Origin of the sequence: Streptomyces sp. NPDC012888, assembly GCF_042900645.1 — a bacterium.
Lineage (GTDB): Bacteria > Actinomycetota > Actinomycetes > Streptomycetales > Streptomycetaceae > Streptomyces.
In genome coordinates this window covers 39,638-65,914 of the sequence record NZ_JBIBBM010000013.1, presented here as the reverse complement: position 1 = coordinate 65,914, position 26,277 = coordinate 39,638, and the positions used below count along the sequence as shown (strand labels likewise).

At 74.4% G+C, this 26,277-nt stretch carries 22 protein-coding genes, 1 pseudogene and 1 riboswitch; of the genes and pseudogenes, 8 read left to right on the top strand and 15 right to left on the bottom strand.

Going from position 1 to position 26,277, the window contains the following annotated elements; genetic code table 11:
• Positions 1–104: 104 nt before the first annotated feature.
• Positions 105–1,829 (bottom strand): sensor histidine kinase, encoded by a 1,725-nt coding sequence (locus ACFY61_RS22495; protein WP_389474466.1) that lies wholly within the window; start codon positions 1,827–1,829, stop codon positions 105–107.
• 339 nt (positions 1,830–2,168) lie between these two features.
• Between ACFY61_RS22495 and ACFY61_RS22490 the strand changes: the two genes are divergently transcribed.
• From ACFY61_RS22490 to ACFY61_RS22465, 6 genes and pseudogenes are all read left to right on the top strand, one after another.
• Positions 2,169–2,624: a GNAT family N-acetyltransferase gene (locus tag ACFY61_RS22490; protein WP_389474464.1), complete on the top strand. Its 456-nt coding sequence runs from the start codon at positions 2,169–2,171 to the stop codon at positions 2,622–2,624.
• A 31-nt stretch (positions 2,625–2,655) separates the two neighbouring features.
• Positions 2,656–2,912 (top strand): annotated as a pseudogene (locus ACFY61_RS22485) (IS5/IS1182 family transposase); the annotation flags it as partial.
• A gap of 120 nt (positions 2,913–3,032) precedes the next feature.
• Complete coding sequence (locus ACFY61_RS22480) at positions 3,033–3,326, top strand: hypothetical protein (RefSeq protein ID WP_389474462.1); 294 nt, start codon at positions 3,033–3,035, stop codon at positions 3,324–3,326.
• Positions 3,327–3,659: 333 nt separating this feature from the next.
• Positions 3,660–5,045 (top strand): uracil-xanthine permease family protein, encoded by a 1,386-nt coding sequence (locus ACFY61_RS22475; RefSeq protein ID WP_389474460.1) that lies wholly within the window; start codon positions 3,660–3,662, stop codon positions 5,043–5,045.
• The gene (locus ACFY61_RS22470) at positions 5,042–6,490 is read left to right on the top strand and encodes an amidohydrolase family protein (RefSeq protein WP_389474459.1); all 1,449 of its coding nucleotides are present in this window, start codon (positions 5,042–5,044) and stop codon (positions 6,488–6,490) included. The genes ACFY61_RS22475 and ACFY61_RS22470 overlap by 4 nt, the downstream gene beginning before the upstream one ends.
• Complete coding sequence (locus ACFY61_RS22465) at positions 6,487–7,197, top strand: TSUP family transporter (RefSeq protein ID WP_389474457.1); 711 nt, start codon at positions 6,487–6,489, stop codon at positions 7,195–7,197. The genes ACFY61_RS22470 and ACFY61_RS22465 overlap by 4 nt, the downstream gene beginning before the upstream one ends.
• Here the strand turns inward: ACFY61_RS22465 and ACFY61_RS22460 are convergent.
• Positions 7,181–8,338, bottom strand: coding sequence for a LacI family DNA-binding transcriptional regulator (locus ACFY61_RS22460; protein WP_389474456.1), 1,158 nt, complete (start codon positions 8,336–8,338; stop codon positions 7,181–7,183). The two genes, ACFY61_RS22465 and ACFY61_RS22460, sit on opposite strands and share 17 nt — an antisense overlap.
• Before the next feature lie 420 nt (positions 8,339–8,758).
• Here ACFY61_RS22460 and ACFY61_RS22455 point away from each other — a divergent pair, with 420 nt between their 5' ends.
• Positions 8,759–10,132: a M20/M25/M40 family metallo-hydrolase gene (locus tag ACFY61_RS22455; RefSeq protein ID WP_389474454.1), complete on the top strand. Its 1,374-nt coding sequence runs from the start codon at positions 8,759–8,761 to the stop codon at positions 10,130–10,132.
• Positions 10,133–10,148: 16 nt separating this feature from the next.
• On the opposite strand, the gene ACFY61_RS22450 is transcribed toward ACFY61_RS22455, so the two are convergent.
• The 5 genes from ACFY61_RS22450 to ACFY61_RS22430 form a co-directional block, all read right to left on the bottom strand.
• The gene (locus tag ACFY61_RS22450; RefSeq protein ID WP_389474452.1) at positions 10,149–10,844 is read right to left on the bottom strand and encodes a DUF6766 family protein; all 696 of its coding nucleotides are present in this window, start codon (positions 10,842–10,844) and stop codon (positions 10,149–10,151) included.
• An 82-nt stretch (positions 10,845–10,926) separates the two neighbouring features.
• On the bottom strand, positions 10,927–11,367 hold the full coding sequence (locus ACFY61_RS22445) for a hypothetical protein (protein ID WP_389474450.1): 441 nt from the start codon (positions 11,365–11,367) through the stop codon (positions 10,927–10,929).
• A 143-nt stretch (positions 11,368–11,510) separates the two neighbouring features.
• Positions 11,511–12,701, bottom strand: a complete 1,191-nt coding sequence (locus ACFY61_RS22440; RefSeq protein WP_389474698.1) for an MBL fold metallo-hydrolase — start codon at positions 12,699–12,701, stop codon at positions 11,511–11,513.
• A 146-nt stretch (positions 12,702–12,847) separates the two neighbouring features.
• Entirely contained in the window at positions 12,848–13,642 is a 795-nt protein-coding gene (locus ACFY61_RS22435) for an SGNH/GDSL hydrolase family protein (protein ID WP_389474448.1), read from the bottom strand.
• Positions 13,643–13,797: 155 nt separating this feature from the next.
• Positions 13,798–14,823, bottom strand: a complete 1,026-nt coding sequence (locus tag ACFY61_RS22430) for a LysM peptidoglycan-binding domain-containing M23 family metallopeptidase (protein WP_389474446.1) — start codon at positions 14,821–14,823, stop codon at positions 13,798–13,800.
• Positions 14,824–14,825: 2 nt separating this feature from the next.
• A riboswitch (cyclic di-AMP (ydaO/yuaA leader) is annotated at positions 14,826–14,999 on the bottom strand.
• Between the two features lie 251 nt (positions 15,000–15,250).
• Between ACFY61_RS22430 and ACFY61_RS22425 the strand changes: the two genes are divergently transcribed.
• Positions 15,251–16,057, top strand: a complete 807-nt coding sequence (locus tag ACFY61_RS22425; protein ID WP_389474444.1) for a tyrosine-protein phosphatase — start codon at positions 15,251–15,253, stop codon at positions 16,055–16,057.
• 16 nt (positions 16,058–16,073) lie between these two features.
• On the opposite strand, the gene ACFY61_RS22420 is transcribed toward ACFY61_RS22425, so the two are convergent.
• The 8 genes from ACFY61_RS22420 to hpnC form a co-directional block, all read right to left on the bottom strand.
• Positions 16,074–17,456: an aspartate aminotransferase family protein gene (locus ACFY61_RS22420; protein ID WP_389474443.1), complete on the bottom strand. Its 1,383-nt coding sequence runs from the start codon at positions 17,454–17,456 to the stop codon at positions 16,074–16,076.
• Positions 17,453–18,481, bottom strand: coding sequence for an adenosyl-hopene transferase HpnH (gene hpnH / locus ACFY61_RS22415; protein WP_389474441.1), 1,029 nt, complete (start codon positions 18,479–18,481; stop codon positions 17,453–17,455). Before hpnH ends, ACFY61_RS22420 begins: the two co-directional genes overlap by 4 nt.
• A gap of 5 nt (positions 18,482–18,486) precedes the next feature.
• Positions 18,487–19,110: a 1-hydroxy-2-methyl-2-butenyl 4-diphosphate reductase gene (locus tag ACFY61_RS22410; protein WP_389474696.1), complete on the bottom strand. Its 624-nt coding sequence runs from the start codon at positions 19,108–19,110 to the stop codon at positions 18,487–18,489.
• 131 nt (positions 19,111–19,241) lie between these two features.
• Positions 19,242–21,557, bottom strand: a complete 2,316-nt coding sequence (shc, locus tag ACFY61_RS22405; RefSeq protein WP_389474440.1) for a squalene--hopene cyclase — start codon at positions 21,555–21,557, stop codon at positions 19,242–19,244.
• Between the two features lie 120 nt (positions 21,558–21,677).
• The gene (locus tag ACFY61_RS22400) at positions 21,678–22,796 is read right to left on the bottom strand and encodes a polyprenyl synthetase family protein (RefSeq protein ID WP_389474439.1); all 1,119 of its coding nucleotides are present in this window, start codon (positions 22,794–22,796) and stop codon (positions 21,678–21,680) included.
• On the bottom strand, positions 22,793–24,193 hold the full coding sequence (gene hpnE, locus ACFY61_RS22395) for a hydroxysqualene dehydroxylase HpnE (RefSeq protein ID WP_389474437.1): 1,401 nt from the start codon (positions 24,191–24,193) through the stop codon (positions 22,793–22,795). Before hpnE ends, ACFY61_RS22400 begins: the two co-directional genes overlap by 4 nt.
• Before the next feature lie 121 nt (positions 24,194–24,314).
• Positions 24,315–25,277, bottom strand: a complete 963-nt coding sequence (hpnD, locus tag ACFY61_RS22390; protein ID WP_389474435.1) for a presqualene diphosphate synthase HpnD — start codon at positions 25,275–25,277, stop codon at positions 24,315–24,317.
• Positions 25,274–26,275, bottom strand: a complete 1,002-nt coding sequence (hpnC, locus tag ACFY61_RS22385; RefSeq protein WP_389474433.1) for a squalene synthase HpnC — start codon at positions 26,273–26,275, stop codon at positions 25,274–25,276. Before hpnC ends, hpnD begins: the two co-directional genes overlap by 4 nt.
• Positions 26,276–26,277: the final 2 nt, after the last annotated feature.

Genomic DNA, 26,277 nt, shown 5'->3' with positions numbered 1-26,277 from the left:
GGCGGACATGGCCGGCGTGGCGGGCATGGCGGGCGTGGCGGGCATCGGGATGGGCTCCTCGTGGGTCGCGCCGGGCTCTCGGGCTCGGCGGGCGGTCCCGCCGGTCATGACGGGTTCTCCGACTGGGCGAGGCCGAAGCCGCGCTGGAAGGCGGCCATCAGGCCGGGATCGTGCACGGGCGGCTCACCGGCCTCGGCCGCCCGGGGCGCCGGCGGCACGTCGCGCAGCCCGGGCGCGAGATGCGCCTGGGCCCGCCGCTTGGGCAGCGCGGGTCGGCCCCCCTCGCCGGCGGCATCGTCGTCCTCACCCGAGCCCGTCACCCGTGGTTCCAGGTCGGCGGCGGCCCCCAGCGACGCTGTCGTCACCCGTGCTGCGCTCGCTCCACTCGTCCCACCAGGACGGTCCGGATCCGGGGCCCACGCCGTCGCGCCGGTCCGGGGCGGGGGCTGCTGGCGCGGGAGGGTCAGCCGGGCCGGCTCCAGGGGTGGCGGCGCCGGGGCGGACTCCCAGGCGGGCTCGGCCGGTTCGGCGGGACGGGCCGGTTCGGGCGGTCCCGGGTGTGTCCCGGGCGGCTCGGGGTGTGTCCCGGGCGGTTCCGGGTGTGGCTCGGGCCGGGGGCGGGCGGGGGCGGCCGGCTCGGTGCCCAGCAGGTCCAGCGGCAGCACCAGCACGGCCAGTACACCGCCGTAGATGTTGGGTTTGAGCTCGACGGCGATGCCGTGCCGCCGCGCCAGGGCGGAGACCACGAACAGGCCGATCCTGCCGTCCGCGAGCAGATGGCTGACGCTGATCCCGTCGGGTTCGCGGAGCAGGGCGTTCATCCGGTGCTGCTCCTCGGGCGGCATGCCCAGCCCGCGGTCCTCGACCTCCACCGCGATGCCGGCCGTGACCCGTTCCGCGCGCAGCACGACGTCCGTGTCGGGGGCGGAGAAGACGGTTGCGTTCTCGACGAGTTCGGCGAGGAGGTGGACCACGTCGGCGACGGCGTGCCCGCGCACCGCGCCGCCCGCCGGCGGTACGACCTTCACCCGCGTGTACTGCTCGACCTCCGCGACCGCCGAGCGCAGCACCTCGCTGAGGTCGATGGGCAGGGTCCACTGGCGGCGGGAGGCGGCTCCGCCGAGCACCGCGAGGTTCTCGGCGTGCCGCCGGATGCGGGTGGCGAGGTGGTCGACGTGGAAGAGCTCCTTGAGGAGCTCGGGGTCCTCGACGGTGTCCTCGAGGTGGTCCAGCAGGGAGATCTCCCGCTGCACGAGGGACTGGAGCCGCCTGGCGAGGTTGACGAAGACCTCCACCTTGCGGTCGTTGTCGGTGCGGCTGCCCGGGCCGGCCAGCCGTACCAGGGTCGCGTGGGCCTGTTCCCGCGCACCGCGCAACTCCCGCGCCAGCGCCCAGAACTCGTCGGTGGCCGCCGGGTCCTGCCCGGGCGGGCGTACCGACCCGGCGCGGGCCGGCCGGGCCGGGGTCTCGCCCCGTTGCAGCTGCTCGGCGGTGGCCCGGAGCTCCATCCTGCCCCGGCTGCTGGAGCGGCGCAGGGCCTCGCAGCGGTCGCGTACGGTCTTGGCCGCGCGCTGGGCCCCGAGCAGCGCGGCCGCGAGGGCTCCTGCGACGAGCAGCCCGCAGCCGGCCAGTACGGGCCACAGCCGGGCGTCGCGCTCGCCGGCCCCGCCGCCCAGCTGCAAGGTGAAGATCACGGCGGCGGCGCCGCTGAGCCCGGCGGCCAGGGTGGGGAGTACGGCGGCGCGGACCATCTGGGGCCGTATGTGGCGGCCCGGCCCCGTGGCGGCGTGTCGCGACGAGGTGTGGCGGGCGGCTCGGAGTCCGGACATCGGCGTCCTCGGTACATGGCGGACGTGGGTTCCGGGCGGCGGCGCCGCGGCCGGAGTTGATCACCGGATACCCACGCTAGACCGCACGCTCCCGCCGTGGACGGCCAGTTGGGGAAGTTCACCGGGGTGCTTCCCGCTCCGGGAGGAGCGCTCGTACGGCAGCCCGAATGCGCCCCGAGGGCGTACGCCGGGGCGCGTCCGTTATGTCCACCGTGGCGCCTCCCGTGCCGGCGCTTCGACACCGGGGCGGGTTCCGGCTCCGCCGGGCGCTGCCGGATGATCGGCTCCGGCGGGTCGCGCTCCCGCGGCCGCGTCCTTCGACCACGGGGGGTTTCCCGCATGTCCCAGATCTCGGTCCGCGCCGTACGCCCGGAGGACTTCGCGCAGTGGCGCGCCCTCTACCGCGGTTACGCGGACTTCTACCGGGTGGAGCAGACCGAGGAGGCGGCCGCGACCGTGTGGGCGTGGGTGAACGACCCCGGTCACGAGGTGAACGCCCTGGTCGCGGAGGACGCGGACGGCCGGCTGCTCGGCCTCGCGCACTACCGGCCGTTCGCGCGTCCGCTGTCCGCCACGGTGGGCTGCTTCCTCGACGACCTGTTCGTCGCACCCGAGCACCGCGGGTCCGGCGCCGCCGACCTGCTGCTGGGCGAGCTGCGCGCGCTGGCCGCGGAACGCGGGTGGAGCGTGGTCCGGTGGATCACCGCGGACGACAACCACCGGGCGCGCGCCAAGTACGACCAGGTGGCCACGCGGACCATGTGGGTGACCTACGACATGGCCCCGGCGCGCTGACCCTCCCCCGTGGAGGGGGGCGAGCGTCCAGGGGTGGCCGCGCCGGGACCTCGGCAGCTGGAAGACCGCCTGCCGGCGGAACCGGCATTGACCGGCGGACGGTACGTGGAGCGGATTCCGCGCGCTGTCCAGGCGGACGCCGACCTCGCGGGCCGGATCGACCGGAGCACGGTCGGCGTCGATTCGACGTCCTGCCGTGCTCTTCGACGCGCGGGCGCCCGAAGAAGGAGAACGCCCCGGCGCCACCGCCAGGACGAAGGACTCGGGCGGTCCCGGGGCGGTCTGTCCGACCTGCGGGATCCGCCTCGCCGGTGAGGCTCCGGCTCCGCCCGTGAGATGCGCCCTGCATCTGGTCCCTCCCGGAACTGCTCGGCCGCCGGCGGCGTCGTCCCCTACAGTGCCGAAGGCATGACGGCACTCGCGTCCTTCACCTTCGTGCGCCACACGGACGGGCTGCGCTACCACTTCGAACGCGACGGCGAGCACAACGGCCGCCCTGCGTACCGCCGAACGGACGGAAACGTGTGGTGCGTCTGGTCGCCGGCCGACGGCTGGCACTGCGAGATCGCTGACGGCCTCGTCACCGCCCATCCCGTCGACGGCCACGCTGACGAACCCGAACCCCCGGCCACCGTCTGGCGCAGCTTCAAAGACGACCGCTCCTACCTCTACGACCTCCGGGCCCTCGACCCCGAAGCGTGATCCGCCGGACAGTGCCCGATCGGCGGAGCCGCCCCGGTCGCTGCCTTCGGGGCTCGCGGTGTGGCCGTTCCGGTTCGGTCGTCGCTTCGCTCCTTTGCCTTGGTGGGGGCCGGGCGGGCCGCGGTCGGTCCGGCTCCGGTCCGGGCCGCGGGCTCGCGTGAGGGGCGGGTCGCCGCGTGGCGCGAATGTTGTCGTACGGAGTCTTGACGGGGCCTGCGGGCCCTCCGATACAGTCGGCCAAATCGATTTGGCCAAATCGATTTGGCTCTCCGTCCAGGGCCTGGCTCGTCCCCGAACCACCCGAAAGTGCCACACGCCGAACGGAGCTCATGCGTGTCCACTCAGCGTCAGACCACCACCGGCACGGAAGCCGCACCGGCCCCGGAGCCCGTCCACCCCGTCGACCAGTCCCGGCCCCTCGGCCGGATCCTCCTCTTCGGCGTCCAGCACGTGCTCGTCATGGCCGCCACCCCCATCTCGGCGATCTTCCTGATGAGCGCCACCCTCGGCCTCGACTCCGACCTGACCGTCGAACTGCTCTCGGCGGCCTTCCTGCTCTCCGGCGTCGGGTCCCTGATCCAGTCGCTCGGACCCTGGAAGTTCGGGCCGCGACTGCCCTTCGTGATGCTGCCGGGCGGCGCCCCGCTGATCCTGTTCCTCGCCATCGCCGACCAGCACGGCCTGCCCACGGCCACCGGCGCGGTGATCCTCACCGCCGCCTTCTACTTCGTCGTCCTGCCCGTGTTCTCCCGGCTGCTGGCCTTCTTCCCGCCCCTCGTCATCGGCACGATGATCGTCATCGTGGGCATCAACCTGGTGAAGGTCGGGGCCGTCCTCGTCACCGGCCGGCCCGGCCAGCCCGGCTTCGCCGACACCACCGCCCTCGCCCTCGGCCTGGCCACGATCGGCTTCACCGTCGCCTTCTACCTGCTCTTCACCGGCGTCCTGCGCCAACTCGCCGTGATGCTCGGCCTGCTCGCCGGCACCGCGCTGGCCGCGGTCCTCGGCGCCGTCGACTTCGGTGGCGCCACCGAGGGCGGCCTGCTGAACCTGCCCCAGCCGCTGCCGTTCGGGGCACCCGAGTTCAGCCTCCTCGCCGCGGTACCGCTGATGCTGTACAGCCTGGCCTCCATGGCGGAGGCCACCGGCCAGACCGTCATCAACGCGCAGGCGGTCGGCAAGGAGATCGACCAGCGCGCCGACGTGCCCAAGACCATCCGCGGCGACGCGGTCACCTCGCTGTTCGGCGGCTTCTTCGGGCTGCCGCTGATGGTGACCAGCGGCGAGAACATCGGGATCGTCCGCGTCACCGGAGTCCGCAGCCGGTACGTCACGGCCGCCGCCGGCGTCGTCCTGATCCTCATCGGCTTCCTCGCCCCGGTCGCCCGCGCCATCAGCGTGATCCCGTCCGCGGTCATCGGCGGCACCGCCATGGTCGTGTTCGCCGTGATCACCGTGCTCGGGGTGCAGATGCTCGGGCGTTCGGAGCTCGACAAGCACACCAACACGTTCGTCTGTGCCGTCGCCCTCGCGCTGGGCCTGCTGCCGATCCTCGTCCCCGGCGTGTACGCCGGCTTCCCGCCGAACCTCCGCATCCTGCTCGAAAGCGGCGTGGCCGTGGGTGCGTTCACCGCGGCGGTACTCAACATCCTCTTCCACCACGTCCGGCCGGCCCTCGCCACCCGGACCGCCGGCCCCCGTACGGAAAGCGACCGATGAGCCAGTACGACCTGCCCCACCAGCCCCACCACCCCGACCAGCCCACTCCCGAACTGCCCGACGGTTCACGCCCGTTCGTGCTCGTCCCGGACGCCGTCCTGCTCCCCGACGGGCCCGCCGAGGGCTTCGCGGCGGTCGTCTCCGACGGCGCGTTCGGCGCCGTCGGTCCGGCCGCTGACGTCACCCGCCGGCACCCCGGCCTCCGAGCCGTACGGCTGCCCGGCCACCTCCTCATGCCCGGCTTCGTCGACACCCACCACCACCTGACGCAGAGCTTCGGCGCCGCCCTCGCCTTCGGTGAGCCGTCCGAGATATTCCGGCGGGTCTGGGAGCCGCTGGAGGGCTCGCTCGACGAGGAATCCGCCTACGTGTCCGCCAAGTTGGCGGCGTACGAGGCGCTGCGCGGCGGCTTCACCACGGTCGCCGACGCCGGCACCCGCGCCGGTGTGGACGTCGACGTGATCGCCTCCGCCGTCCGGGACGCCGGGATCCGCTGCGTGCTCGGCCGGGTGTGCGCCGACGCGGCGACGGGCGACGGCGCGGGCGACGGCGACGGCGCCGACGGCGTCCTCGCTTCGGCGCGCAAGCACCTGGAACGGTACGAGGGCGACCCGCTGGTGCACGCGTCCCTGGCCGTCCCCACGCCCGAGTCGGCCACCGAGCGCACCCTCGGGGAGACGGCGCGGCTGGCCGCGGAGGCCGGTGCCACCGTGCAGATCCACGTCAACGAGCACCTGGCCGGTGTCGAACGGTCGCTGCTGCGGCACGGGGCGCGGCCCCTGGAGCACCTCCACCGGGTCGGTGCGCTCGGCCCGCAGCTGGTCGCCGCGCACGCCACGCTGCTCACGCCGCGCGAGCTGTCCCTGCTCGCCGACACCGGGACCGCCGTCAGCTACAACCCCGTGGCCAGTGCGTGGAAGGGCAACGCCGTCGCCCCCGCCACCGCGATGGCGGAGCGCGGGGTCCGTTTCGGGCTGGGCACCGACGGGACGCGCGGCGACGGTTTCCGGCTGGCGGACGCGGCCGAGTTCGCCCAGCGGCTGGCGTACGGGCTGGCGAGCGGCGACTCCTCGTGCGGTGCCGGGTGGACGTGGCTCGAGCACGCGGCGCGCGGCGGTGCGGACGCCCTCGGGCTGGGCGCCCGTACGGGGACGGTCGCTACGGGCCTGGCCGCGGACTTCCTGCTGGTGGACGTCTCCGGACCGGAGCTGGCGCTGTCCTGGGACCTGCCGTGGGAGCTGGTGCGGCGCGGCAACCGTGACGAGATCACCGCGGTGTTCGTGGCGGGCCGGCTGCGGTTGCTGCGGGGCCGGCCCGTGGGGTGGGACGGGGCCGGGCTGGTCCGGAGGGCGGCCGCCCTGTCCCGGGCCGCCGTGGGCCGGGCCGGCGTGACCCGCGCCCACCCGACGTCGATGGCGGCGCGCGGCCGGGGCGGGGCCAGGTGAGCGTCGAGACCCTGGCCGTGCTCGCCGTGACCGTGGCCGTCGCGGCGTTCGTGCAGGGCGGCAGCGGGCTGGGTTTCGCCTTGATCGTCGCGCCGGTGGCCGGGTTGCTGGACCCGGGGCTGCTGCCGGTGTTCGTCCTCGCGTCGATGGTCCCGCTCAACCTGTACGTGGCCTGGCGGGAGCGGAGTGCCCTGGACCTGCGGGGGGCCGGGTGGATCACCCTGGCGCGGCTCGCCGCGACGCCCGGGGGGCTGGTGCTGCTGGTGGTGGTCCCGGACCGTGCGATCGGGTTGCTCGTCGGGGTCGCGACCGTGCTGGCGGCGGTGGTGAGCCTGGCCGCGCCCGCGTTCGCCCCGGGCCGGGCCGCTTACCTGGGCGCGGGTGCGGTGACGGGACTGACGGAGACGGCGACCGGTGTCGGGGGGCCGCCGCTGGCGCTGGTCTACCAGCACAGGCCGCCGGACGAGCTGCGGGCGACGGTGGCCGCCTGCTTCCTCGTCGGCGAACTGGCCTCGCTGGCGCTGCTGTTCGCGACCGGGCAGGGGCGGGCGGCGGACCTGGGGTGGGCGGCCCTGCTGGTGCCGGCCGTCGCCGCCGGGGCCTGGGCGAGCCGGGTCGTCCACCACCGGCTCGACGCGCGGCGGATGCGGCTGTTCGTGCTGGTGTTCGCGCTGGTCTCGGGTCTCGGGCTCATCCTCGGGATGTGACCCGCGGCGGGGCGGGGCGGAGCGAGGAGGCGCGCACCACCAGGCGGGGCTCGGGCGGGCTGACCACGGCGGCGGTGCCCACCTCACCGCGGAGCCTGCCCAGCAGCAGCTCCACCGCGTCGGAGGCGGCGCGGTCCAGGTGGAGGTCGACGGCGGTGAGCGGCGGCTGACAGGTGCGGGCGCGCAGCCCGTCGTAGCGGGTGGCGACCAGGACGTCGTCCGGTACGGCGCGTCCGCTGTCGCGGATGGCCGCGACGGCGCCGACGGCGAACGCGTCGACGAGGGCGCAGACGGCGTCGGTCTCCGGGTGTTCGGTGAGGAGGGCCGCGCAGCGCTCGTAGCCGGCCCGTTCGCCGCCCGCTTCGTGGGCGGTGGCGACGACGGGCTGCCAGCCGTACTCGGCGGCGAGGCGTTCGTACGCGGCGCGGGCGTCGACGGAGGAGTGGCGGGATCCGGAGCCGATGAGCAGGGCCGGGCGGCGGGCGCCCTGCTCGTGCAGGTGGCGCAGGAGGAGTTCGGCGACGGGGCCGCCGCGGAGGTCGACGTAGGGGGCGTCGTCGGCGGGCGCGACGGGCCGTCCGAGTGCCACGTACGGCAGTCCGCGTGCCCGGAGGTCGGCGACGGCCGCGTCGTCGGCGTCGGGTTCGACGACGATGGCTCCGTCGACGTCGACGGAGCTCAGTCCGGCGCCGGACCGGACGGGCGGCACGAGGACGAGCGCGTACTCGTGGAGCAGGGCGCTTTCGGCGGCGGCCGCGGCGATCTCCATGTAGAAGCCCAGCCGGGAGGCGCCGCCGGCCACGGCGATGGGCATGGAGGAGGCGAGGGCGATGGCCTCGGCCTGGCCGCGGCGGAGGCGCTGCGCGCGCAGGTTGGGGCGGTATCCGAGGTCCGCGGCCACCTGCTTGATGCGTTCGCGGGTGCGGGGGTCGACCTTGCCGAGGCCGTTGAGCGCGTGGGAGACGGTGGTCCGCGAGACGCCGGCGGTCCGGGCGACGTCGGCGATCGTCGGTGGCTTGGGGCCTCGGCCCTGGCCTTGGCCCTGGCCCTGGCTCTGGCCCTGGCCCTGGCCTTGGCTCTGGCCCTGGCCTTGGCCTTCGCCCTGGCCGGGAGCGGGTGCGGGGCCGGTGGTGGCTGGCATCTGCGGGTCGGTCCTCGGGTCGGGGAGGTCTCGGTCGTGGTTGCGCTGGCCCCGCCATCTTCGCCGATCGGCCGGTACGGTGCGTAGCCCCTCCCGGGGCGGGTAGGCGCGGCCCACGACCGGGGCGACCGGCGGCGGCGCGGAGTCCGCGCCGACGGCCGGGGCCGACCGGCGGTGACGAACGGAGGAGCGGCATGTCCGATCCCCGGCCCCCGGGGCGCCGATCCAGCCTCGCCGGCGTTTGAGGCGCGGGGTCCGGGGCGGAGCCCCGAGAGCCCGGCCGAAGCCGCCGCGGCCCGCTCGAACGCCGCTCGGGCTGGAAGCGCACCCCCGGCCCCGACACCGACCCGGTGCCTCCGGGGGCGCCAACCCAGCCCCGCCGGCGATCGAGGCGCGGGATCCGTCGACTGGAGCAGCGTCATGAGTGAGGTCATGGTGGAGCCGGAGGCACTCGCGGCGTGGGTCGCCATCCCGTCCGTGTCGGCCGGCCCCGCCGGTCCCCCTTCCGTTCGCCGCTCCGCCCGCTGGCTCGCGCGGGCGATGCTGCGGCTCGGGTGTTCGCACGCGGAGGTGTGGGAGACGGAGGGCCTTCCCGCCGTCTACGGGTGCCGCCCCGCCGCCGACCCCGGCGCGCCGGTGCTGCTGGTGTACAGCCACCACGACGTGCACGCCGCCCATCCCCCCGAGTGGCGGGTGACCCGCCCCTTCTCCCCCGTCCTGCGGGACGGCCGGCTGTACGGGCGCGGCGCCTCCGACGCCAAAGGCCAGCTGCTGTGCCACCTGTGGTCGCTGCGGGCGCACCTCGCGGAACGCGGTGGCGCCGGGCCGGCCGTCACCGTGAAGTACCTGGTCGAGGGCGAGGAGGAGATCGGGTCCGTGCACCTGGCCGATCTGCTGGCCCGGCACTCCGACGAGCTGGCGGCCGACGTGGTCATGGTGTCGGACACCATGATCTGGTCCCTGGACCACGCGGCCGTGTGCACCTCGGTGCGCGGGTCGGTGACCGCCGGCCTGACGGTGCGCGGGGCGGACCGTGACGTGCACAGCGGTGCCGCCTCGGGTGCCTCCGCCAACGCGGCCGTGGAGCTGTGCCGGCTGCTGGCGGGGCTGCACGACGGCGCCGGACGGATCACCCTCCCGGGGTTCTACGACGCGGTGGCCGAACCCCCCGCTGCGGTGCGCGAATCCCTCGCCACCCTGCCTTTCGACGCACGGACCTGGCTGGACGAGACCGGTACGTTCGCGGCGGGCGGTGAGGCGGGGTTCGGTGTGCCGGAGCGCCTGTGGACGCGTCCCTCGGCCGAGGTGGCCCGGCTGGCGGCCGGTCCGGCCGGGGGTCCGGCGCTCGGGCTGCTGCCGGCCGTCGCCCGCGCGGACCTGCTGTTGCGGCTCGTACCGGACCAGCGCGCCGACCGGGTGGCGGAGCAGTTGCGCCGCTGGCTGGCGGGGCGGCGGCGGGAGGGGTACGCGTACGACATCGACGTCTCCCCGACGACCTCGGACCCGTACCGGACGCCGGCCGGTCACCCGGCCCTGGACGCGCTGTTCCGCGCCGTCGGTCGTGCGTACGGGTCGCCGGCCCGTCCCGTCGGCAACGGGGGCGCGGCGCCGGCCGCGCAGCTGGCGCGGGCCTGTGACGCTCCCGTGCTGTTCTTCGGGACCGGGCTGCCCGGGGACCGCTGGCACGGGCCCGACGAGAACGTCCGGATCGAAGCGCTCCGGCTGGGGGCGCGGGCGCTGACCGGGTTCCTCGGGGAGCTGCCCCGGTGTGTGCGGTCCGGCGGGGGCGGTTAACGGCTCCGCCGACCCGTCAGCCCTCGACGCCGGTGGAGGTGTGGGCGGAGCCGACCGGTTTGGATTCGGGGGAGCCGCGCTGGCGCAGGTAGACGGAGAGGATGACCATGGCGGCGACGGCGAGGAGTTCCGACTGCCAGTTCTGCAGGGTGCGGTTCCAGAAGTCCGGGGAGCCGATGTACTCGCCCCATCCGACGGGGTCCTGGAGCTGCCTCAGCTGCTGCTCGCCGTAGGCGGCGACGCCCGAGATCGACTGGGCGAACCAGGACAGCAGGAACAGGCCGCCCATGACCAGGCCGAGCGAGACCGAGTAGACCCGTTGCCGCCAGTCGCGGGCCCCGGCCCAGGCCGGCGAGTCCGCACCGGCGTGGTCGCCGACGCGCTGCTCCCGGTCGGACTCGGTGCCGGCCTTGTGGACTTCCTTGGACTCGGGGGACCCGCGCTGGACCAGCCACACCGTGCCGAAGACGAAGAGGAAGAACTGGAGGAACTCCGACTGCCAGTTCTCGGTGACGTCGACGGCGAAGTCGGAGGAGGTGACGTACTCGCCGAGGCCGATCCGGGCGAGGCCGTCGGTGGTGAGCTGCTCGTTGAAGTCGGCGTGGCCGGCGAGCGCCTGGGCGACGAGGACGACGAGGAAGCCCGTGCCGAAGGCCAGGGTGAGGCTGTTGTCCTTCCAGAAGCCCGGCTGCCGTCGCCGGTCGGCGCTCATCGGTGCATCGCCCCGATCGTGATGAAGTAGGCCAGGCCGCCCACGACGACGACCAGGCAGGTGACGAAGAGAACGCGCATGCTCAGCCGCCCTTCACGTCGCATCGGTAGGGCTCGTCGCCCTGTGGTGTGCAGCCGGCGGCGACGATCCGCCAGCCCCCGCCGAACAGCGACAGGAACAGCGTCTCGCCCTCGGCGCGGACGAGGGCCTGCCGGCCGTAGACCTCGGCGCTGTTGACCGCGGCGGACACGGGCAGCCGTCGTTCCTCCAGGGCCTGCGGGCAGGGCCCGCGGCCGTCCTCCACCAGTTCCTCGCGGGTCCGGGGGGCGAGCAGGGCGCATGCCGCCGCGTAGTCCCGGGAGGCCAGGGCCTGTTCGAAGGCGCGGCCGGCGGCCCGGGCGCCGTCGACCCGGGTGGCGCTCGCACCGCAGCCCGACAGCAGCACCCCGAGCACCCCGGCCAGGGCCGCGGCGGCGCCCGCCCTGGCCGCCGCGCGTCGGGGCGGGCGGGGGGTCGCGTGCACGGCGTCCTCCAAGCATCACGGGGAACCGAAGGGTCCGGTTCGGATCCTTGTACCCCCTGTGAGCGGTTCCGTTCGCCGTGGGCGGGGGATACCGCCCGACCGGCCCAAGGCGGTGACGCCGGCCGGCCCGTGTCGGGGCGCCGTCAGGGGGTCGGCGTGGTCCGCGGGCCCGGTCCGCCCGCGAGGTCCAGGTCGGCCCGGGAGGGCTCGTCCGCCGATACGTCCACCACCTGCGGGGCGCTCCGCCCCGGGGCGGGGAGCGGGCGGGCCACCGGGCGCCACCAGCGGGCCGTGGGGAGTTCTCCGTCCGGTTCGAAGGGCTGGCCGGGCAGCGGGAGGGCGATCTCCTGGCCGGCTTCCGCGGCGGCGTCCGCGGTCCACTCGCCGGGCTCCGCCCACGGGTGGAAGGCCAGGTTGAAGGTGCCCCAGTGGATCGGGAGCAGGACCCCGTGGGGGCTGCCGCCCTGGAGGTCGAGGTGGGTGCGGACGCCCTCCTCGGGGGTCATGTGGATGTCGGGCCAGTACTCGCTGTACGCGCCGATCTGGATCATGGTGGCGTCGAACGGGCCGTGGTTGGCGCCGATCTCCTTGAAGCCGGGGAAGTAGCCGGTGTCCCCGCTGTGGAAGATCCGGTGCCGCTCGCCGGCGACCACCCAGGAGGCCCACAGCGTGTGCTGCTGGTTGCGCAGTCCGCGTCCGCAGAAGTGCCGGGCGGGGGTGGCGGTCAGCGTCAGGCCGGCGACCTCGGTGGACTCGTTCCAGTCGAGTTCCCGGATGCGGCTCCCAGCGACGCCCCAGTGCTCCAGGTGCGCGCCGACGCCCAGGGGCACCGCGAACACGGTGTCCGTGCCGGCGAGCGCCTTGATCGTCGGGGTGTCGAGGTGGTCGTAGTGGTCGTGGGAGATGACCACCACGTCGACCGGGCCGAGCGCGGCCAGCGGCACCGGGACGGGGTGCAGCCGCTTGGGTCCGGCGAACGGGAACGGGGAGCAGCGCTCGCCCCAGACGGGGTCGAAGAGGATCCGGCGGCCGTCGATCTCGGCGAGCACGCTGGAATGGCCCATCCAGGTCAGCCGCAGTCCGCCGGCGGGTGGTTTCGCCAGGTCGAAGAGGGTGGTGGGGTGGACGGGTACGGGCGCGCCGGGGCTGCGGCCCAGCCGCTGCTCCTTGTGGAAGTAGATCCTGGCGAGCTCCTTCTTGGAGCCGGTGGGCCGGTGGCGGGCGCCCACCGGGTTCTGGAAGACGCCGTCGGCGAAGTTCGGGGAGCGGCGGATGCGCTCCATCCGGGCGCCGGTCGGGTCCGCGCCGAATGCTGCGGAGCGCAGTTCGCGCATCCGCTGGCGCAACGGGCGGGAGCCGGGACGGGAGCCGGTCAAGGCGCCTCCTGGGGGCGTGCTGGTGGGTCGGTAGAGACGGTCTCTGCCCTCCCCAACGCGTACCGCGGCCGGAGGATTCCGGATGCGGCCCCCGTCCCCGTGGGTCACAGGGGCAGCAGGTCCGGCCGCTTGGGTTCCACGTGGTCTCCGGAGGATTCCCCGCGCAGCCGCCGTCCGATCCACGGTACGAGGTGTTCGCGGGCCCATTGGATGTTGTCGCGGGTGGCCTCGGCGGAGCCGCGGGGGCGCAGCGGCGGCCAGGGCTGGTCGGGGTCGGCGGGGACGTCCAGGCCGAGGACCTGGGCGGCGCGCAGGGCGACGCGGGTGTGGCCCTCGGGAGACAGGTGCAGCCGGTCGCCGTCCCAGGCCCGGCGGTCCTGGATGGACCTGAGGGACCAGAGGTCGAGCACGGGGCAGTCGTAGCGGTCGGCGATGGCGCGCACGTGGGCGCTGTAGGTGGCGACCTTGCCGCGGATGTGGCGGAGCACGGGTACGCCGCGGGTGTCGAAGCCGGTGGTGATCATGACGCGGCCGACGGCGCCGGTGAGGTCGGCGACGGCCGCCTCGAAGCGTTCGGCCACGTCGTCGGGGTCGCTGCCGGGGCGGATGATGTCGTTTCCGCCGGCGCAGAAGCTGACCAGGTCGGGTGCGAGCTCCTTGGCCCGCGGCACCTGCTCGGCCACGATCTGGTCGAGCAGCCGGCCCCGTACGGCGAGGTTGGCGTAGCGGAAGTCGTGCTCGTCGCGGCGGTCGCCCAGGAGGACGGCCAGCCTGTCGGCCCAGCCGACGAAGGAGTCTCCCGGTCCCGGGTCCCCGACTCCTTCGGTGAAACTGTCGCCGAGCGCCACGTACGAGCCAATGGCCTGGAATGTCTGAGTCGTCGAGTCGTCGCCTGCCACGTCGCCATATCTTTCACGCAAGACTGTGACCTACGCGACCGTAGCCATGGGTTGACGGACCGTGATCTTTGCCACGAGTCGGACCGGAATAGGCCCGGAGCCGGGAATCCCCCTCGGATTCCCGGCTCCCGGTCGTCTGCGGACGGAAGAATCCGTCAGATTCCCACGCCCTTCGAGCGCAGGTAGCTCAGCGGGTTGACGTCGGAGCCGTACGCGGGGCCGGTCCGGATCTCGAAGTGCAGGTGCGGGCCCGTGGAGTTGCCGGTGGAGCCGACCAGGCCGACCTGCTGGCCCGCCTTGACGGTCTGGCCGACCGAGACGGACAGCTGGGACATGTGGCCGTACTGCGAGTAGTGGCCGTCGGCGTGCCGGATGACGACCTCGTTGCCGTACGAGCCGCCCCAGCCCGCCTTGACCACGGTGCCGGCGCCGACGGCCTTGACGCTGGTGCCGAAGGTCGCGGCGAAGTCGACGCCGGAGTGGGTGCCGCTGGACCACATCGCGCCGCTGGCGCCGTACGGGGTGGAGACGCGGGCGGTGACCGGGGCGACGAACCCGGCGGCGGAGGCGCCGGAGGTGGAGGTGGAGGTGGAGGTGGAGGTGGAGGTGGAGCCGGACGGGGCCTCGGCCTCGGGGGCTGCCCGGCGGGGCGCCGGGGCGCTCTCCTGGCGGGGAGCGGGGACCGGCGCGGCCTCGGCGGGGGCTTCGACCGGAGCCTCGGCCGGGGCTTCGGCGCGAGCCTCGGCGGGGGCCTCGGCCCGTGCGCCGGCCGGCTGCGCGGCGGCTCCGCCGAACTGCAGCCGCAGGCCGGGGTGGATGAGGGAGGGGTCGGAGCCGACGGCCTCGCGGTTGTCCGCGTAGAGCCGCTCCCACCCGCCGGAGATGTCCTGGTCCTGGGCGATTTGCGACAGGCAGTCACCCGGCACGACGGTGTAGACGGAACGGGCCTTCTGCGGCGCGGCGGCGGGGGCGGCCGGAGCAGCCGGAGCGGTCTGCGGCACGGAGGCGGTCCGCTGGGCGGGGATCTTGCCGCCCGCCTGGGCGGCGGGCAGCTCGACCGCGTTCGCACCGGCGGCGCCGAGCAGCGGGAGCGCGAGGGCCGCGCCGCCGGTGCCGGCCGCGACGAAACCGCGGGTTATCGGGCTGGACTTGGGGCGGCGGTGCTTACCCTTTCCGGGCATGGCTCTTTCCTCTCCGGCGCCTGCGAGGTGAGCTGTCGGGTTCGGACTGGAGATGTCCGGCCTCACATGCGGACATGTACGGCTTCACCCCTAGCCGCAGCGGAAAGAAGATCCGTTGCGGCGGCCTACCTGGTTCCCCCGCTCCTGCCGCGCTCATGAATGGTCGGGTGCGGTTTCCCGGGTGGCGGCAGGATTTGGCGGTCCACCCGGATCGGGGCTGACCGTAATCGAGTTCGGTGGCACGGAACAAGCCATGAATTCAGCGGACTATTCGTCAGCTTCGGGGGCCGGCGCGATTACGGTCACCCTCCGTCCATTCCCGGGCGTCAACGGCCTTTCCAGCAGGGGAATTCGACTTTCCCCGTCCGCCACGCAACGTCACCGTATGATCCTGCTCACGAGCCGGAACCGACGCGGAGGAGTCCACGTGACGCAGCAGATACCCCACCCTTCGTCCATCGAGCCCGAACTGTCCGGTGTGCGCAACTTCCGTGATGTGGGCGGTTTGTCGACGACGGACGGACGACGGGTCAGGTCGGGACGACTCTTCCGAAGCGGACATCTGGCACATGCCACCGAAACCGACGCAGAGTTTCTCGGATCGCTCGGGCTGCACACCATCTTCGACTTCCGCAACGCCGCCGACGTCACCCTCGAGGGCCCCGACGTGGTGCTCCCCGGCGTCCGGAACGTGAACATCCCGCTCTCCGACCCGGCGGACGGCAAGGAGTTCTGGAAGATGGTCCGCGACGGCGACCTGGAGCAGCTGCGCCGGCTGCTCGGCGACGGCAGGGCCGCGGCCCGGATGGAGGACTCCTACCGGCGGATGGTCCGCACCCGTACCGCCGAGCACAGCCGGGTCCTGCACGCCCTGGCCGAGGACAGCGTGCCCGCGCTGATGCACTGCGCGGCCGGCAAGGACCGGGCCGGCCTGTCCGTCGCGGTCACGCTCCTCGCCCTGGGCGTGGACCGGCCCGCCGTCATGGCCGACTACCTGGAGTCCAACGCCCCGCACCGCCGCTACCGGGTCCGGCGGGGCAGCGACTCCCCCGAGGCCCGCTCCCCCGAGGTGATGGCCCTCCTGGCGCCCCTGTTCGACGCCCGGGCCGGGTACCTGTCCGCGGCCTTCGAGACCATCGACGAGACCTGGGGAGGCGTGGACGCGTACCTGGCCGAGGGCCTCGGCCTCTCCCCCGAGACCCTCGGCCGGCTCCGCGAGCGGCTGCTGGACTGACCGCAGGAGCAGGCCGTCAGCGGTTCGCGACGGCCTGCTTCACCAGGGTGCGGCCGAACTCCCACATCAGGCCGCCGCCCTCGTGGGCCTCGTCCATCACCGCCCGGAAGGCGGTGACGAACCGGTCCACGTCCCGCTCGTCCACCACCAGCGGCGGGATCAGCTTGATGACCTCCAGGTGGTCCCCGGAGACCTGGGTGAGGATCCGGTGCCGCTGGAGCAGCGGCACCACCACCATCTGCGCGAACAGGCCCTTGCGGGCCGTCTGGAGCATCGCCCACCGGCTGCGCAGCCCCAGCGAGGACGGCCGCCCGAACTCGATGCCGACCATCAGGCCGCGGCCGCGCACCTGGTGCAGCAGCTCGTACTCGCCCACCAGCGCGGCCAGCCGTCCGCGCAGCAGGTCACCCATGGTCCGCGCACGGGCCACGAGCCCCTCCTGCTCCATCGCCGACAGGACGGCGAGCCCGGCCGCCATGGCCTGCGCGTTGGAACCGAAGCTGGCCGAGTGCACCAGCACCCGGTCCATGGACGAGTAGACCTTCCTGAAGATCCAGTCCTTGCCGAGGGTGGCCCCGACCGGCACGTATCCGCCGGACAGCGCCTTGGCCACGCAGACCAGGTCCGGCTCCACCCCTTCCTCGTGCTGGTACGCGTAGAAGGTGCCGGTACGTCCGAGGCCGGTCTGCACCTCGTCGGCGATCAGCAGGGCCTTGTGCCGGCGCAGCAGCTCCTGGGCGGCCCGCAGGTATCCGGGCGGGGCCTCGTGCACGCCCTTCCCCTGGACCGGTTCCACCACGAAGGCGGCCACGTCGCCCCGGCGCAGTTCCCGCTCCAGCGCGCCGAGGTCCCCGAGCGGGACCGCGGTGTCCGGGAGCAGCGGGGCGAAGCCCTCGCGGAAACCGTTCTCCCCGTTGACCGAGAGGGAGCCCGCGGTCAGCCCGTGGAAGGCGTGCGCGCAGTACAGCATCCTGGGCCGGCCGGTGGCGCAGCGGGCGAACTTCAGGGCGGTCTCGACCGCCTCGGTGCCGCTGTTGCCGAAGAAGACCCGGTCGAGGTGGGGGCTGTGGGAGAGCAGCTTCTCGGCCAGCAGCCCGGGCAGCGGCTGGCAGTCGAACCGGGTCAGGTCGGGGAGGGAGGCGTCCAGGACGTCGTGCAGGGCCTGCCGGACGACGGGGTGGTGGCGGCCCAGCCCCATCACCCCGAACCCGGCGAGCATGTCCAGGTAGTCGTTGCCCTCGGCGTCCCAGAAGTGGGCGCCCTCGGCACGCACGTAGACCTTGTCGAAGCCGATCGTGCGCAGCATCCGGGGCAGTTGGGGGTTGAGGTGCCGGGCGTGGAGTTCGTACCGTTCCGCTCCGCGTTCGGCCAGCAGGGCGCGGAGGTCGAACCGCGTCACGGCCGCTCCCGGTTGCCCGAGACCGTCTCCCGGGCGGCGCGCAGGGACTCCTTCAGGGACCCCATGGTGGCGAGGACGGCGGTGGGCTCGTAGCCGCAGTGCGCCATGCAGTTGGCACAGCGCGGGTCCTTTCCGCGGCCGTACTTGCTCCAGTCGGTGTCCTCGACGAGTTCGCGGTAGGTGGGGACGTATCCGTCGCTCATCAGGTAGCAGGGCCGCTGCCAGCCGAAGAGCGAGTAATTGGGAATGGCCCAGGCGGTGCAGGGGAAATCGGCCTTTCCCTCCAGGAAGTCGAGGAAGAGCGGGGAGTGGTTCAGCCGCCAGCGGCGCCGGTTGCCGCCGGCGAAGGCCTTGCGGAAGAGATCGCGGGTCTGTTCCACGCCGAGGAAGTGTTCCTGGTCGGGGGCCTTTTCGTAGGCGTAGGCGGGGGAGATCATCATTTCGTCGACCCGCAGTTCGTCGTTGAGGTAGTTCAGGACCTCGATCACGGTCTGCGGGGTGTCGGTGTTGAAGAAGGTCGAATTGGTGGTGACGCGGAAGCCGCGCCGCTTGGCCTCCTTGATGGCCGCCACCGCCTCGTCGAACACGCCCTCCTTGGCGACCGACTCGTCGTGCCGTTCGCGCAGGCCGTCGATGTGGACGGCGAACGCGAAGTAGGGCGACGGGGTGAAGTCGGCGATCCGCTTGCGCAGCAGCAGGGCGTTGGTGCAGAGGAACACGTACTTGCGGCGGGCCGTCAGCTGGCGCACGATCTCGTGGATCTGCGGGTGCATCAACGGCTCGCCGCCGGCGATGGAGACCATCGGCGCACCGGACTCCAGGACGGCGCCGACCGCCTGGGCGACCGGCATGCGCTGCTTGAGCACCCCGGCCGGGTGCTGGATCTTGCCGCAGCCCTCGCACTTGAGGTTGCAGGCGAAGAGCGGCTCCAGCTCCACGATGAGGGGGAACTTGTCGCGTTTGCGGAGCTTCTGTTCGAAGAGATAGGTCCCGACCCTGATGGACTGTCGCAGCGGCATGGCCATCTGGCTCACCTCCGGGGGAGCAGCAAAGAACGGTGCCAGTCGAAGAAAGCGGGCATTACGGCACGGAGAACACGGAAGGCCGATATTCCACCGCGTACCGTGCCGATACGGACGAGCTCGTGCTCGGGAGCGTCCACGATCACCCGGACGGCCGCAACCGGAGGCCTCCCGGCGGGCCGGAGCCCGGTCGCGGCCCGGAGGGTGGCCGCCGACTCCATGTCCACCGCGACGGCACCGGTCGCCCGGACCCGGGCGCGCTCGGCCCCGCGCACGACGTGGTCGGAGCCGGCCAGGGGCCCGGTGTGCACCTTCCGGCCCGGCAGGGCCCGGGCCAGGGCCTCGGCCAGCACCTCGGTACCGTCGCAGCCCACGGCACCGGACGGGTCCCGCGTCTCGTCGGCCACCACCAGGTCCCCGGGGTGCATGCCGGGCTCCAGGCCGGCGCAGAACCCCGTGGCGACGACGGCCGCGCCGGCCATGCCGGGCGCGGCCAGGGCGAGTCCGACGGCACGCTCGGCCGCGCGCGGGCCCATGCCGGTGCGGATCACGGTGACCGGGCCGGGAGCGCCGGGCCGGTCGGCCCTGCCCAGCGCGAGCCGCTCGATGCCGAGCGCGCAGGCCACCAGCAGGGGCGGCGCGGCCGGCCCGGGGGCGGAGGCGCCGGGGCGGGCGGCGCCCGGGCGTTCGGCGCCCGGGCGGCCGGCCGGAGCGGCGGCCGGCGCCGGCGGACCGCAGCCGTGCGGGCGGCCGGAGTCGCCGCTCACCCCGCGTCCTCGGCCGGGACCGCAGCCCCGGCGGTCCGCCCGGCTGCCGCGGTGGCACCCGCACCCACCGGGCCCGCACCCACCGACTCCGCACCCGCCGACTCCGCACCCGCCGGCCCGGCGGTCCCCGGGCCGGCGGGCCGGCCCGGGAGTCCGGCCGGGCCCGCTGCCGCGGTCCGGTCCGCCGGGTGGGGGGCCGCCCCGAAGGGGTCCCCGTACAGGTAACGGCCGAGGGCGGTGAGCGGGAACACCTGGCGGTACAGGTGGTAGTTGATGGAGAAGTCCCAGGGGAAGCCGGTGCCGGTGAAGTACGGCTCGTCCCAGGTGCCGTCCTCCCGCTGGGTGTCCACCAGCCAGCGGACGCCGCGCTCCACCGCCTTGCCGTCCCGCTCCCCCGCGGCGAGCAGGGCCAGCAGGGCCCACGCGGTCTGGGACGCCGTGGAGGCGCCGCGGCCGGCCCACTGGTCCGGGTCGCGGTAGGAGCGCTGGTCCTCGCCCCAGCCGCCGTCGTCGTTCTGCACCGACTCCAGCCAGGCGACGGCCCGTCGCACGGCCGGGTGGGAGACCGGCAGGCCCACCGCGGTGAGCGCGGGCACCACCGACCCCGTCCCGTAGACGTAGTTGGTCCCCCAGCGGCCGAACCAGGCGCCGTTCGGCTCCTGTTCGGCCAGCAGCCACTCCACGCCGCGCCAGGTGCGCGGGTCCCCGGCGCGGCCCTCGGCGGCGAGCATCTCCACCACGTGCGCGGTGACGTCGGCCGAGGGCGGGTCGATGACCTCGCCGAAGTCGCAGAACGGCAGCCGGTTGGGGAACGGGCTGGTGTTGTCGGCGTCGAAGGCGGCCCAGGCCCCGTCGCGCGACTGCATGCCCAGCGTCCAGGACACCCCCCGGGCGATCGCCGCGTCCACGCCGGACGGGTCGGGGTGCTGGATCCGGCGCAGCGCCAGGACCACCTCGGCGGTGTCGTCGATGTCCGGGTACGTGTCGTTGTGGAACTCGAACGCCCAGCCGCCCGGGTCGAGCCGGGGTCTGCGGACGCTCCAGTCGCCGCGCCGCGTGATCTCCTCGCCCAGCATCCAGTCAGCGGCCCGGACCAGGGCGGGGTGGTCGGCGGGCAGGCCCGCGTCGACCAGGGCGACGGCGGCCAGGCAGGTGTCCCAGACCGGCGACTGGCAGGCCTCGACCATCCGGACCGGTTCGCCGTCAGGGCCCTCCTCGTGCCAGACCGCGAACCGGTCCAGGGACTCCAGTCCGGCGCGCATCACGGGATGGCCGAGGTCGTAGCCGAGCAGGTGCAGGGCGATCAGCGAGTACACGGCGGGCGGCTGGATGCCGCCCCAGCAGCCGTCGTTCTCCTGCCGTTCGACGATCCAGCGGCCGGCGGTGCGCACGGCCGCGTCGCGCAGCCTGCGCGGCGCCAGCCGGTGGTACACGTGCAGCGCCTTGTCCATGCGCTGGAAGACGCCTTCCCAGCTGGTGGCGGGGGCGAGCGGTTTCGGCGGGTACGGGTCGCGGGCGTCGGTGTGCAGCTCGTCCAGGGCGAACGGGGCGGGCCGCACCGGGCGGTACGCGGACACCACGGACAGCGGCACGATGGTCTGCCGGGCCCAGCAGCCGAAGTCGTAGATGTTCAGCGGCGCCCAGGAGGGCAGGAACACCAGCTCGGGCGGGACCTGGGGCAGGTGGTCCCAGCTCCACCAGCCGAACAGGGCGAGCCAGATCCGGGTGAAGACGCGGGCGGCGGCGATGCCGCCGTGGGCCCGTACCCAGGCGGAGGCGCGGACCATGTGCGGGGCGTCGGGCGGGTCCCCGGCCAGCCGGAGGGCGACGTACGCCTCGATGGTGGCGGACAGTTCGGGCGGTCCGCCGTGGAAGGTGGCCCAGGTCCCGTCCTCCCGTTGCCGGCCCCGGATGAAGCGGGCGGCGGCACGGGTGGTGGGCTCGTCACGGATCCCGAGGAACTGGCGCAGCAGCAGGTCCTCGGCGTCCATGGTGACGTTGGTCTCCAGGTCGCCCTTCCACCAGCCGGCGGGGTCCTGGCGGGCCAGCAGGTCGGCGGTCGCGCGCGCGACCGCCCGTTCCACGGGTCCCGGCACCGCCTCGGCGCCGTGGCCGGCTCGGGCGCCCGGACGGGTGCCGGGACGGATGGCGGGATGGGGGCCCGCATTCGGGCCCCCGTTCGCGCCCGCATTCGAGCCCGGATGAGGGCCCGGATGCGGACCGGGTGGGATCCGGTGGAGCCGTTCGGCTCCGGTACCGCTGGGCGGGTCCCCTCCGGGGCGTCCGGTGGGGCCGTCCGTCGTCGCTGTCATGGCTTCCCCTTCGTGCAGTGTCGTCTGCTGTGCTGGGGTCCGCCGTCGGCCGGCGGCGTCACTTCCGGGGTGACGCCGCCGGCCGGCGACTCGCGGTTCATATCCGCCTGTGCGTGGTGCTCACCTCTTGCGTACGACGACGAAGTCGGCCAGCGCAACCAGCTGTTCCCGGACCCGCTGCGGCATCTCGACGCCGTCCAGGGCGCGGACCGCCACGGCGTGCTGGCGCCGGGCCTCGTCAGCGGTCCACTGCCGGCCGCCGGCCTGCTCGATGAGGGCCGCCCGGTGGGCGAACTCGGCCTCGGAGAAGTTCTCGAAGTCGCTGCTCTTGGCGTCCTCGGCGAGGAGCCTCGCGAGTTCCTCCGAGGCGGGTCCGCCGGCCGCGAGGGCGGCGACCACCGGCAGGGACTTCTTGCGCTGGCGCAGGTCGCTCCACGTCTGCTTGCCGGTGGAGTCGGGGTCGCCCCAGATGCCGAGCAGGTCGTCGACGGCCTGGAAGGCGAGGCCCAGGTGGTAGCCGTACTCCTCCAGCTGGTCGGCGGTGCGGTCGTCGGCGCCGCCGAGCACCGCGCCGATGGAGGCCGCGCAGGCGAGCAGCGCACCGGTCTTGTTGCCCTCCATCTCCAGGCACTCCTCGACGCTGACGCGCTCGCGGTGCTCGTAGGAGATGTCCTGCGCCTGCCCGTCGATCAGCTTGCGGCTGGCGGTGGTCAGACGGCGGGTGGCGCGGCCGGCCTCGACGGTGCCGAGTTCCAGCAGGACCTCGTTGGCGAGGGCGAACAGGGCGTCGCCCACCAGGATGGCCTGGGCCGGGCCGTGCACCTTCCAGACGGTGTCGCGGTGCCGGCGCTGCTCGTCGCCGTCCATCAGGTCGTCGTGCAGGAGCGAGAAGTTGTGCACCAGCTCGACGGCGACCGCACCGGGGACGCCGACCTCGGCGGGGGCGCCCGCCGCCTCGGCGGAGAGCAGGGCGAGGGCGGGCCGGACGGCCTTGCCGCCGTCGCCGTCGGCGGGGTTGCCCTGGGCGTCGATCCACCCGAAGTGGTAGGCGGCGACGGTGTCCATGGGCGCCGCGAGCCTGTCGACGGCCTCGCGGAGCACGGGCGTCGAGAGCGTGCGGCCGCGCTCCAGGAGCGCGACCGTCTCCGCCTTGTCGACGCTGCCCGTGTGGTTCCCCGGGTTCAATGGCTCTCCTCTGGTTCCTGTACGTGCTGTGCCGGTCGTGCTGGTGATCGTCATACCGGCCTCCTGCCGGGGATACCTCCGGCGGTGCCGGGGGAAGGGTTCGGACAGGGGCGGCCGAGGACGGTGAGCGCGGCGTGGGCCGCGCTCAGCCCGCTGCGGACGGCACCCTCCATGGTCGCGGGCCAGCCGGTGGCGGTCCACGCGCCGGCGAGGTACAGGCCGGGGGCGTCGGTACGGGCTCCGGGGCGGAGCCGGCCGACGCCGGGGGCGGGGGCGAAGGTGGCGGTGCGCTCACGGGTGACGAAGAAGTCGCGGACCTTGGCGCCGCGGGCGGCGGGCAGCAGCCGCTCCAGCTCGGGCAGGTACTTGGCGCGCAGCACCGAGACCGGCTCGTCGATGTCCTCGTGCGCGACGGACTGGGAGAGCGCCAGGTACTGGCCGCCGTCGGCGAGGCCGGAGCTGTCGGTGCGGTCGAAGACCCACTGCACGGGTGAGCCGAGGGCCGCGAAGAACGGGCGGCGGAGGACCTTGCGGTCGTAGACGACGTGCACGTTGAGGATGGGGGCGGTGCCGATGTCGAGGAGCTTGTCGGGGTCGGCGAGGGCTCCGTGTGGCAGCAGGCCGTGCGCCTCGCGCTGGGGCACGGCGAGCACCACGGTGCCGGCGCGGAGGGCGCCGGTCTCGGTGTCCACCGTCCAGAGGCCGTCGTCGCCGGGGGTGAGGGCGGTGACCCGGGTGCGCAGTTCGGTGCGGACGCCGGCCGCGTCGAGGGCCTTGCGGGCGAGGGTGTCGTGCAGGTCGCCGAGCGGGACGCGGGCCCAGCCGATGTCGGCGGCACCGTTCTCGGAGAGCAGGCCGGTCTTGAAGACCATGGCGGCCAGACCGAGGGAGGACTGTTCGGCGGTGGCGTTGAGGGTGGCGATGCCGACGAGGTCCCACAGGGCCTCGATGGCGCGGCGGGACTGGCCGTAGCGGCCGAGCCAGGTGGCGAAGTCCAGGCCGTCCAGGGCCGGGTCGGTGGGGTCCAGCCTGCGCAGGGCGAGGGCGGCGCGGCCCACGCCGGCGCGCTCGGCGAGGGTGAGGTGCGGGTAGCGGGCCAGCGAGCCGGCCAGGTGCAGGGGTACGGGCAGGGCGCTGCGGCGCAGCCGGCCCAGCCGGGGGCCCCTGGCGTGGGCGACGTCGAGGACGGGGACGTCGAGGCGGTCCTGGAGGGGGGCGAGGGCGGTGCCCCCGATGCGGTCCAGGAAGGCGCGGTAGGCGGTACAGCAGCGCAGGTAGACGTGCTGGCCGTTGTCGACGGTGAGGTCACCGCGCTTGAAGGAGAAGGCGAGTCCGCCGAGGCGGGGGCGGCCCTCGAGGAGGGTGACGCGGAGTCCGGCGTCGGCGAGTTCGAGGGCGGTGGTGACGCCGGCGAGTCCGCCGCCGACGACGACGGCGCTGTTGTCGTTCACGCGTCCTCCCCGGCGGGCCGGGCGCGGCGGGTCACGGTTCGCGGGGTCTCGGGTCGCGGGGTCTCGGGTCGCGGGGTCTCGGGTCGCGGGGTGAGGGTTCGCAGGGTGCGGGGGCGCGGGTTCACAGGGGCCGCCTCCTCATGCTCTGGCGGGAGATGGTGCGCGCGTCGAGCCCGGACAGGCCGCGGACGGCGACGTACGCCTTCTCGCGGGCCGGGAGCGAGACCCGGCCGCGGAGCACGGCGTACGGTTCGCGTTCGATGCGGTCGAGCAGGCGGCGGTAGATGCCGGCCATGGCGGCGACGCAGGCGCCGCTGCGGCGGTCCAGCATCGGCAGCAGCCGGTATCCGTCGGTGAACAGGGCGCGGGCCCGGCGCACTTCGTGGTGGACGAGACCGGGGAAGTCGGAGCCGGCCGGGGTCCGGCCGCCGTGGAAGCCGTCGGAGCAGCCGAACTTGGCGAGGTCCTCGGCAGGCAGGTAGGTGCGGCCGTTGGCGGCGTCCTCGCGGACGTCGCGGAGGATGTTGGTGAGTTGCAGGGCGAGGCCGAGGGTGTCGGCGTACTCGGGGGCGCGTGCGGCGTCGTGCGCGCCGGGGGTGGTGCCGAAGACGCCGAGGGAGAGGCGTCCGATGGCTCCGGCCACGCACCGGCAGTAGGCCGCGAGGTCGTCCCAGGTCTCGTAGCTGGCGCCCCGGACGTCCATCAGGACGCCGTCGATGAGTTCGTCGAGGCCGCCGAGGGGGATCGGGAACCGGTCGGCGGCGTGGGCGAGGGCGACCGCGACGGGGTCGGTGTCGTCCTCGTCGACGGCTCCGGCGCGGATCCGGCCGAGCAGGGCGCGGGTCTCCTCCAGCCGGGCCAGCTTGGCGTCGGGGGGCAGGGTGCCGTCGCCGATGTCGTCGACGCGGCGGGAGAACGCGTAGAGCGCCGACATCGCCTGCCGCTTGTCGGTGGGCAGCAGCCTGATGCCGTACGCGAAGTTGCGTGCCTGCGCGCCGGTGACGGCCTCGCAGTAGCTGTAGGCGGCGAGCACGGGCGCGGTCGGGGGGGTGGCGTGCGTGGGGCCCTCCACGGTCGGGCTCACCTCTTTCTCGGCGCTGGGCGCAGGACGGCGGCAACCTCGCGGAGCAGGCCGGTCCTGGTGGGCTTGGGGGGGCCGGGGAGTACGTCGAAGCCGGCGGCGGCGACGGCGCGCAGGGCTGCGCGCCCGCCGCCGGCGAAGCCTGCGAGGAGGAGCCGGAGCCTGCCGTGCACGCTGTGGACGAGCGGGGCGCCCTCGTCGAGCAGCTGCCGGGCGCGTTCGGCCTCGTAGGCGACGAGGGCGCGCACGGACGCGCCGCCGGTGGGCGCGGCGAGGTCGGCCTCGGTGACGTGGAAGCGGCGCATGTCCTCGGCGGGCAGGTAGACGCGGTCGCGGGCGAGGTCCTCGGCGACGTCCTGGAGGTGTTCGACGATCTGCAGGGCGGTGCAGATCCTGTCGGAGAGGCGGATCCGTTCGGGGGTCGCGGTGCCGGTGACGGCGAGGACGAGGTGGCCGACGGGGTTCGCGGAGAGCGTGCAGTAGTCGAGCAGTTCGCCGTAGGTGGCGTACCGGGTGACGCGCTGGTCCTGCCGGTTGGCCTCGATCAGGGCCAGGAACGGTTCGGGCGTCAGGCGGTGGGCGCGGACCACGGGCTGGAGGGCGGCGAGCAGCGGGTGGGCCGGGGTGCCGTCGAACACGCGCCGCAGGTCGGCCTCGAACGCGTCGAGGAGGGCGAGCCGGTCCCCGGCCGCGACGGGGTCGAGGCCGAGGCCGAGGTGGGCGGCGTCCCGGCCGGAGGGGTCGAGGTCGCCGTCGCCGATGTCGTCGACGAGGCGGGCGTAGCCGTAGACGGCCGTCAGGCCCTCGCGCCAGGGGCGGGGCAGGAAGGCGGGGGCGACGGGGAAGTTCTCGGCGGCGGCCTTGGCGAGGGTGGCGCGCGCGGTGGCGTCGGCGGCGGCGGTGACGGGGGCGCGGCCGGGGTGCGCGGGGCGTGCGGCCCGCTGGGCGTGCGGGGTGTCCGTGGCGTCGTCGTCGGGCCTGGTGCCGGGCCCCGGGGTCACCG

What these genes read in the sequence shown, in the direction of transcription:
- ACFY61_RS22495 (WP_389474466.1), bottom strand. Translation starts at nt 1,829, where the DNA reads ATGTCCGGACTCCGAGCCGCCCGCCACACCTCGTCGCGACACGCCGCC.
- ACFY61_RS22490 (WP_389474464.1), top strand. Translation starts at nt 2,169, where the DNA reads ATGTCCCAGATCTCGGTCCGCGCCGTACGCCCGGAGGACTTCGCGCAG.
- ACFY61_RS22480 (WP_389474462.1), top strand. Translation starts at nt 3,033, where the DNA reads ATGACGGCACTCGCGTCCTTCACCTTCGTGCGCCACACGGACGGGCTG.
- ACFY61_RS22470 (WP_389474459.1), top strand. Translation starts at nt 5,042, where the DNA reads ATGAGCCAGTACGACCTGCCCCACCAGCCCCACCACCCCGACCAGCCC.
- ACFY61_RS22460 (WP_389474456.1), bottom strand. Translation starts at nt 8,338, where the DNA reads ATGCCAGCCACCACCGGCCCCGCACCCGCTCCCGGCCAGGGCGAAGGC.
- ACFY61_RS22455 (WP_389474454.1), top strand. Translation starts at nt 8,759, where the DNA reads ATGAGTGAGGTCATGGTGGAGCCGGAGGCACTCGCGGCGTGGGTCGCC.
- ACFY61_RS22450 (WP_389474452.1), bottom strand. Translation starts at nt 10,844, where the DNA reads ATGAGCGCCGACCGGCGACGGCAGCCGGGCTTCTGGAAGGACAACAGC.
- ACFY61_RS22440 (WP_389474698.1), bottom strand. Translation starts at nt 12,701, where the DNA reads ATGCGCGAACTGCGCTCCGCAGCATTCGGCGCGGACCCGACCGGCGCC.
- ACFY61_RS22430 (WP_389474446.1), bottom strand. Translation starts at nt 14,823, where the DNA reads ATGCCCGGAAAGGGTAAGCACCGCCGCCCCAAGTCCAGCCCGATAACC.
- hpnH (WP_389474441.1), bottom strand. Translation starts at nt 18,481, where the DNA reads ATGGCCATGCCGCTGCGACAGTCCATCAGGGTCGGGACCTATCTCTTC.
- shc (WP_389474440.1), bottom strand. Translation starts at nt 21,557, where the DNA reads ATGACAGCGACGACGGACGGCCCCACCGGACGCCCCGGAGGGGACCCG.
- ACFY61_RS22400 (WP_389474439.1), bottom strand. Translation starts at nt 22,796, where the DNA reads ATGACGATCACCAGCACGACCGGCACAGCACGTACAGGAACCAGAGGA.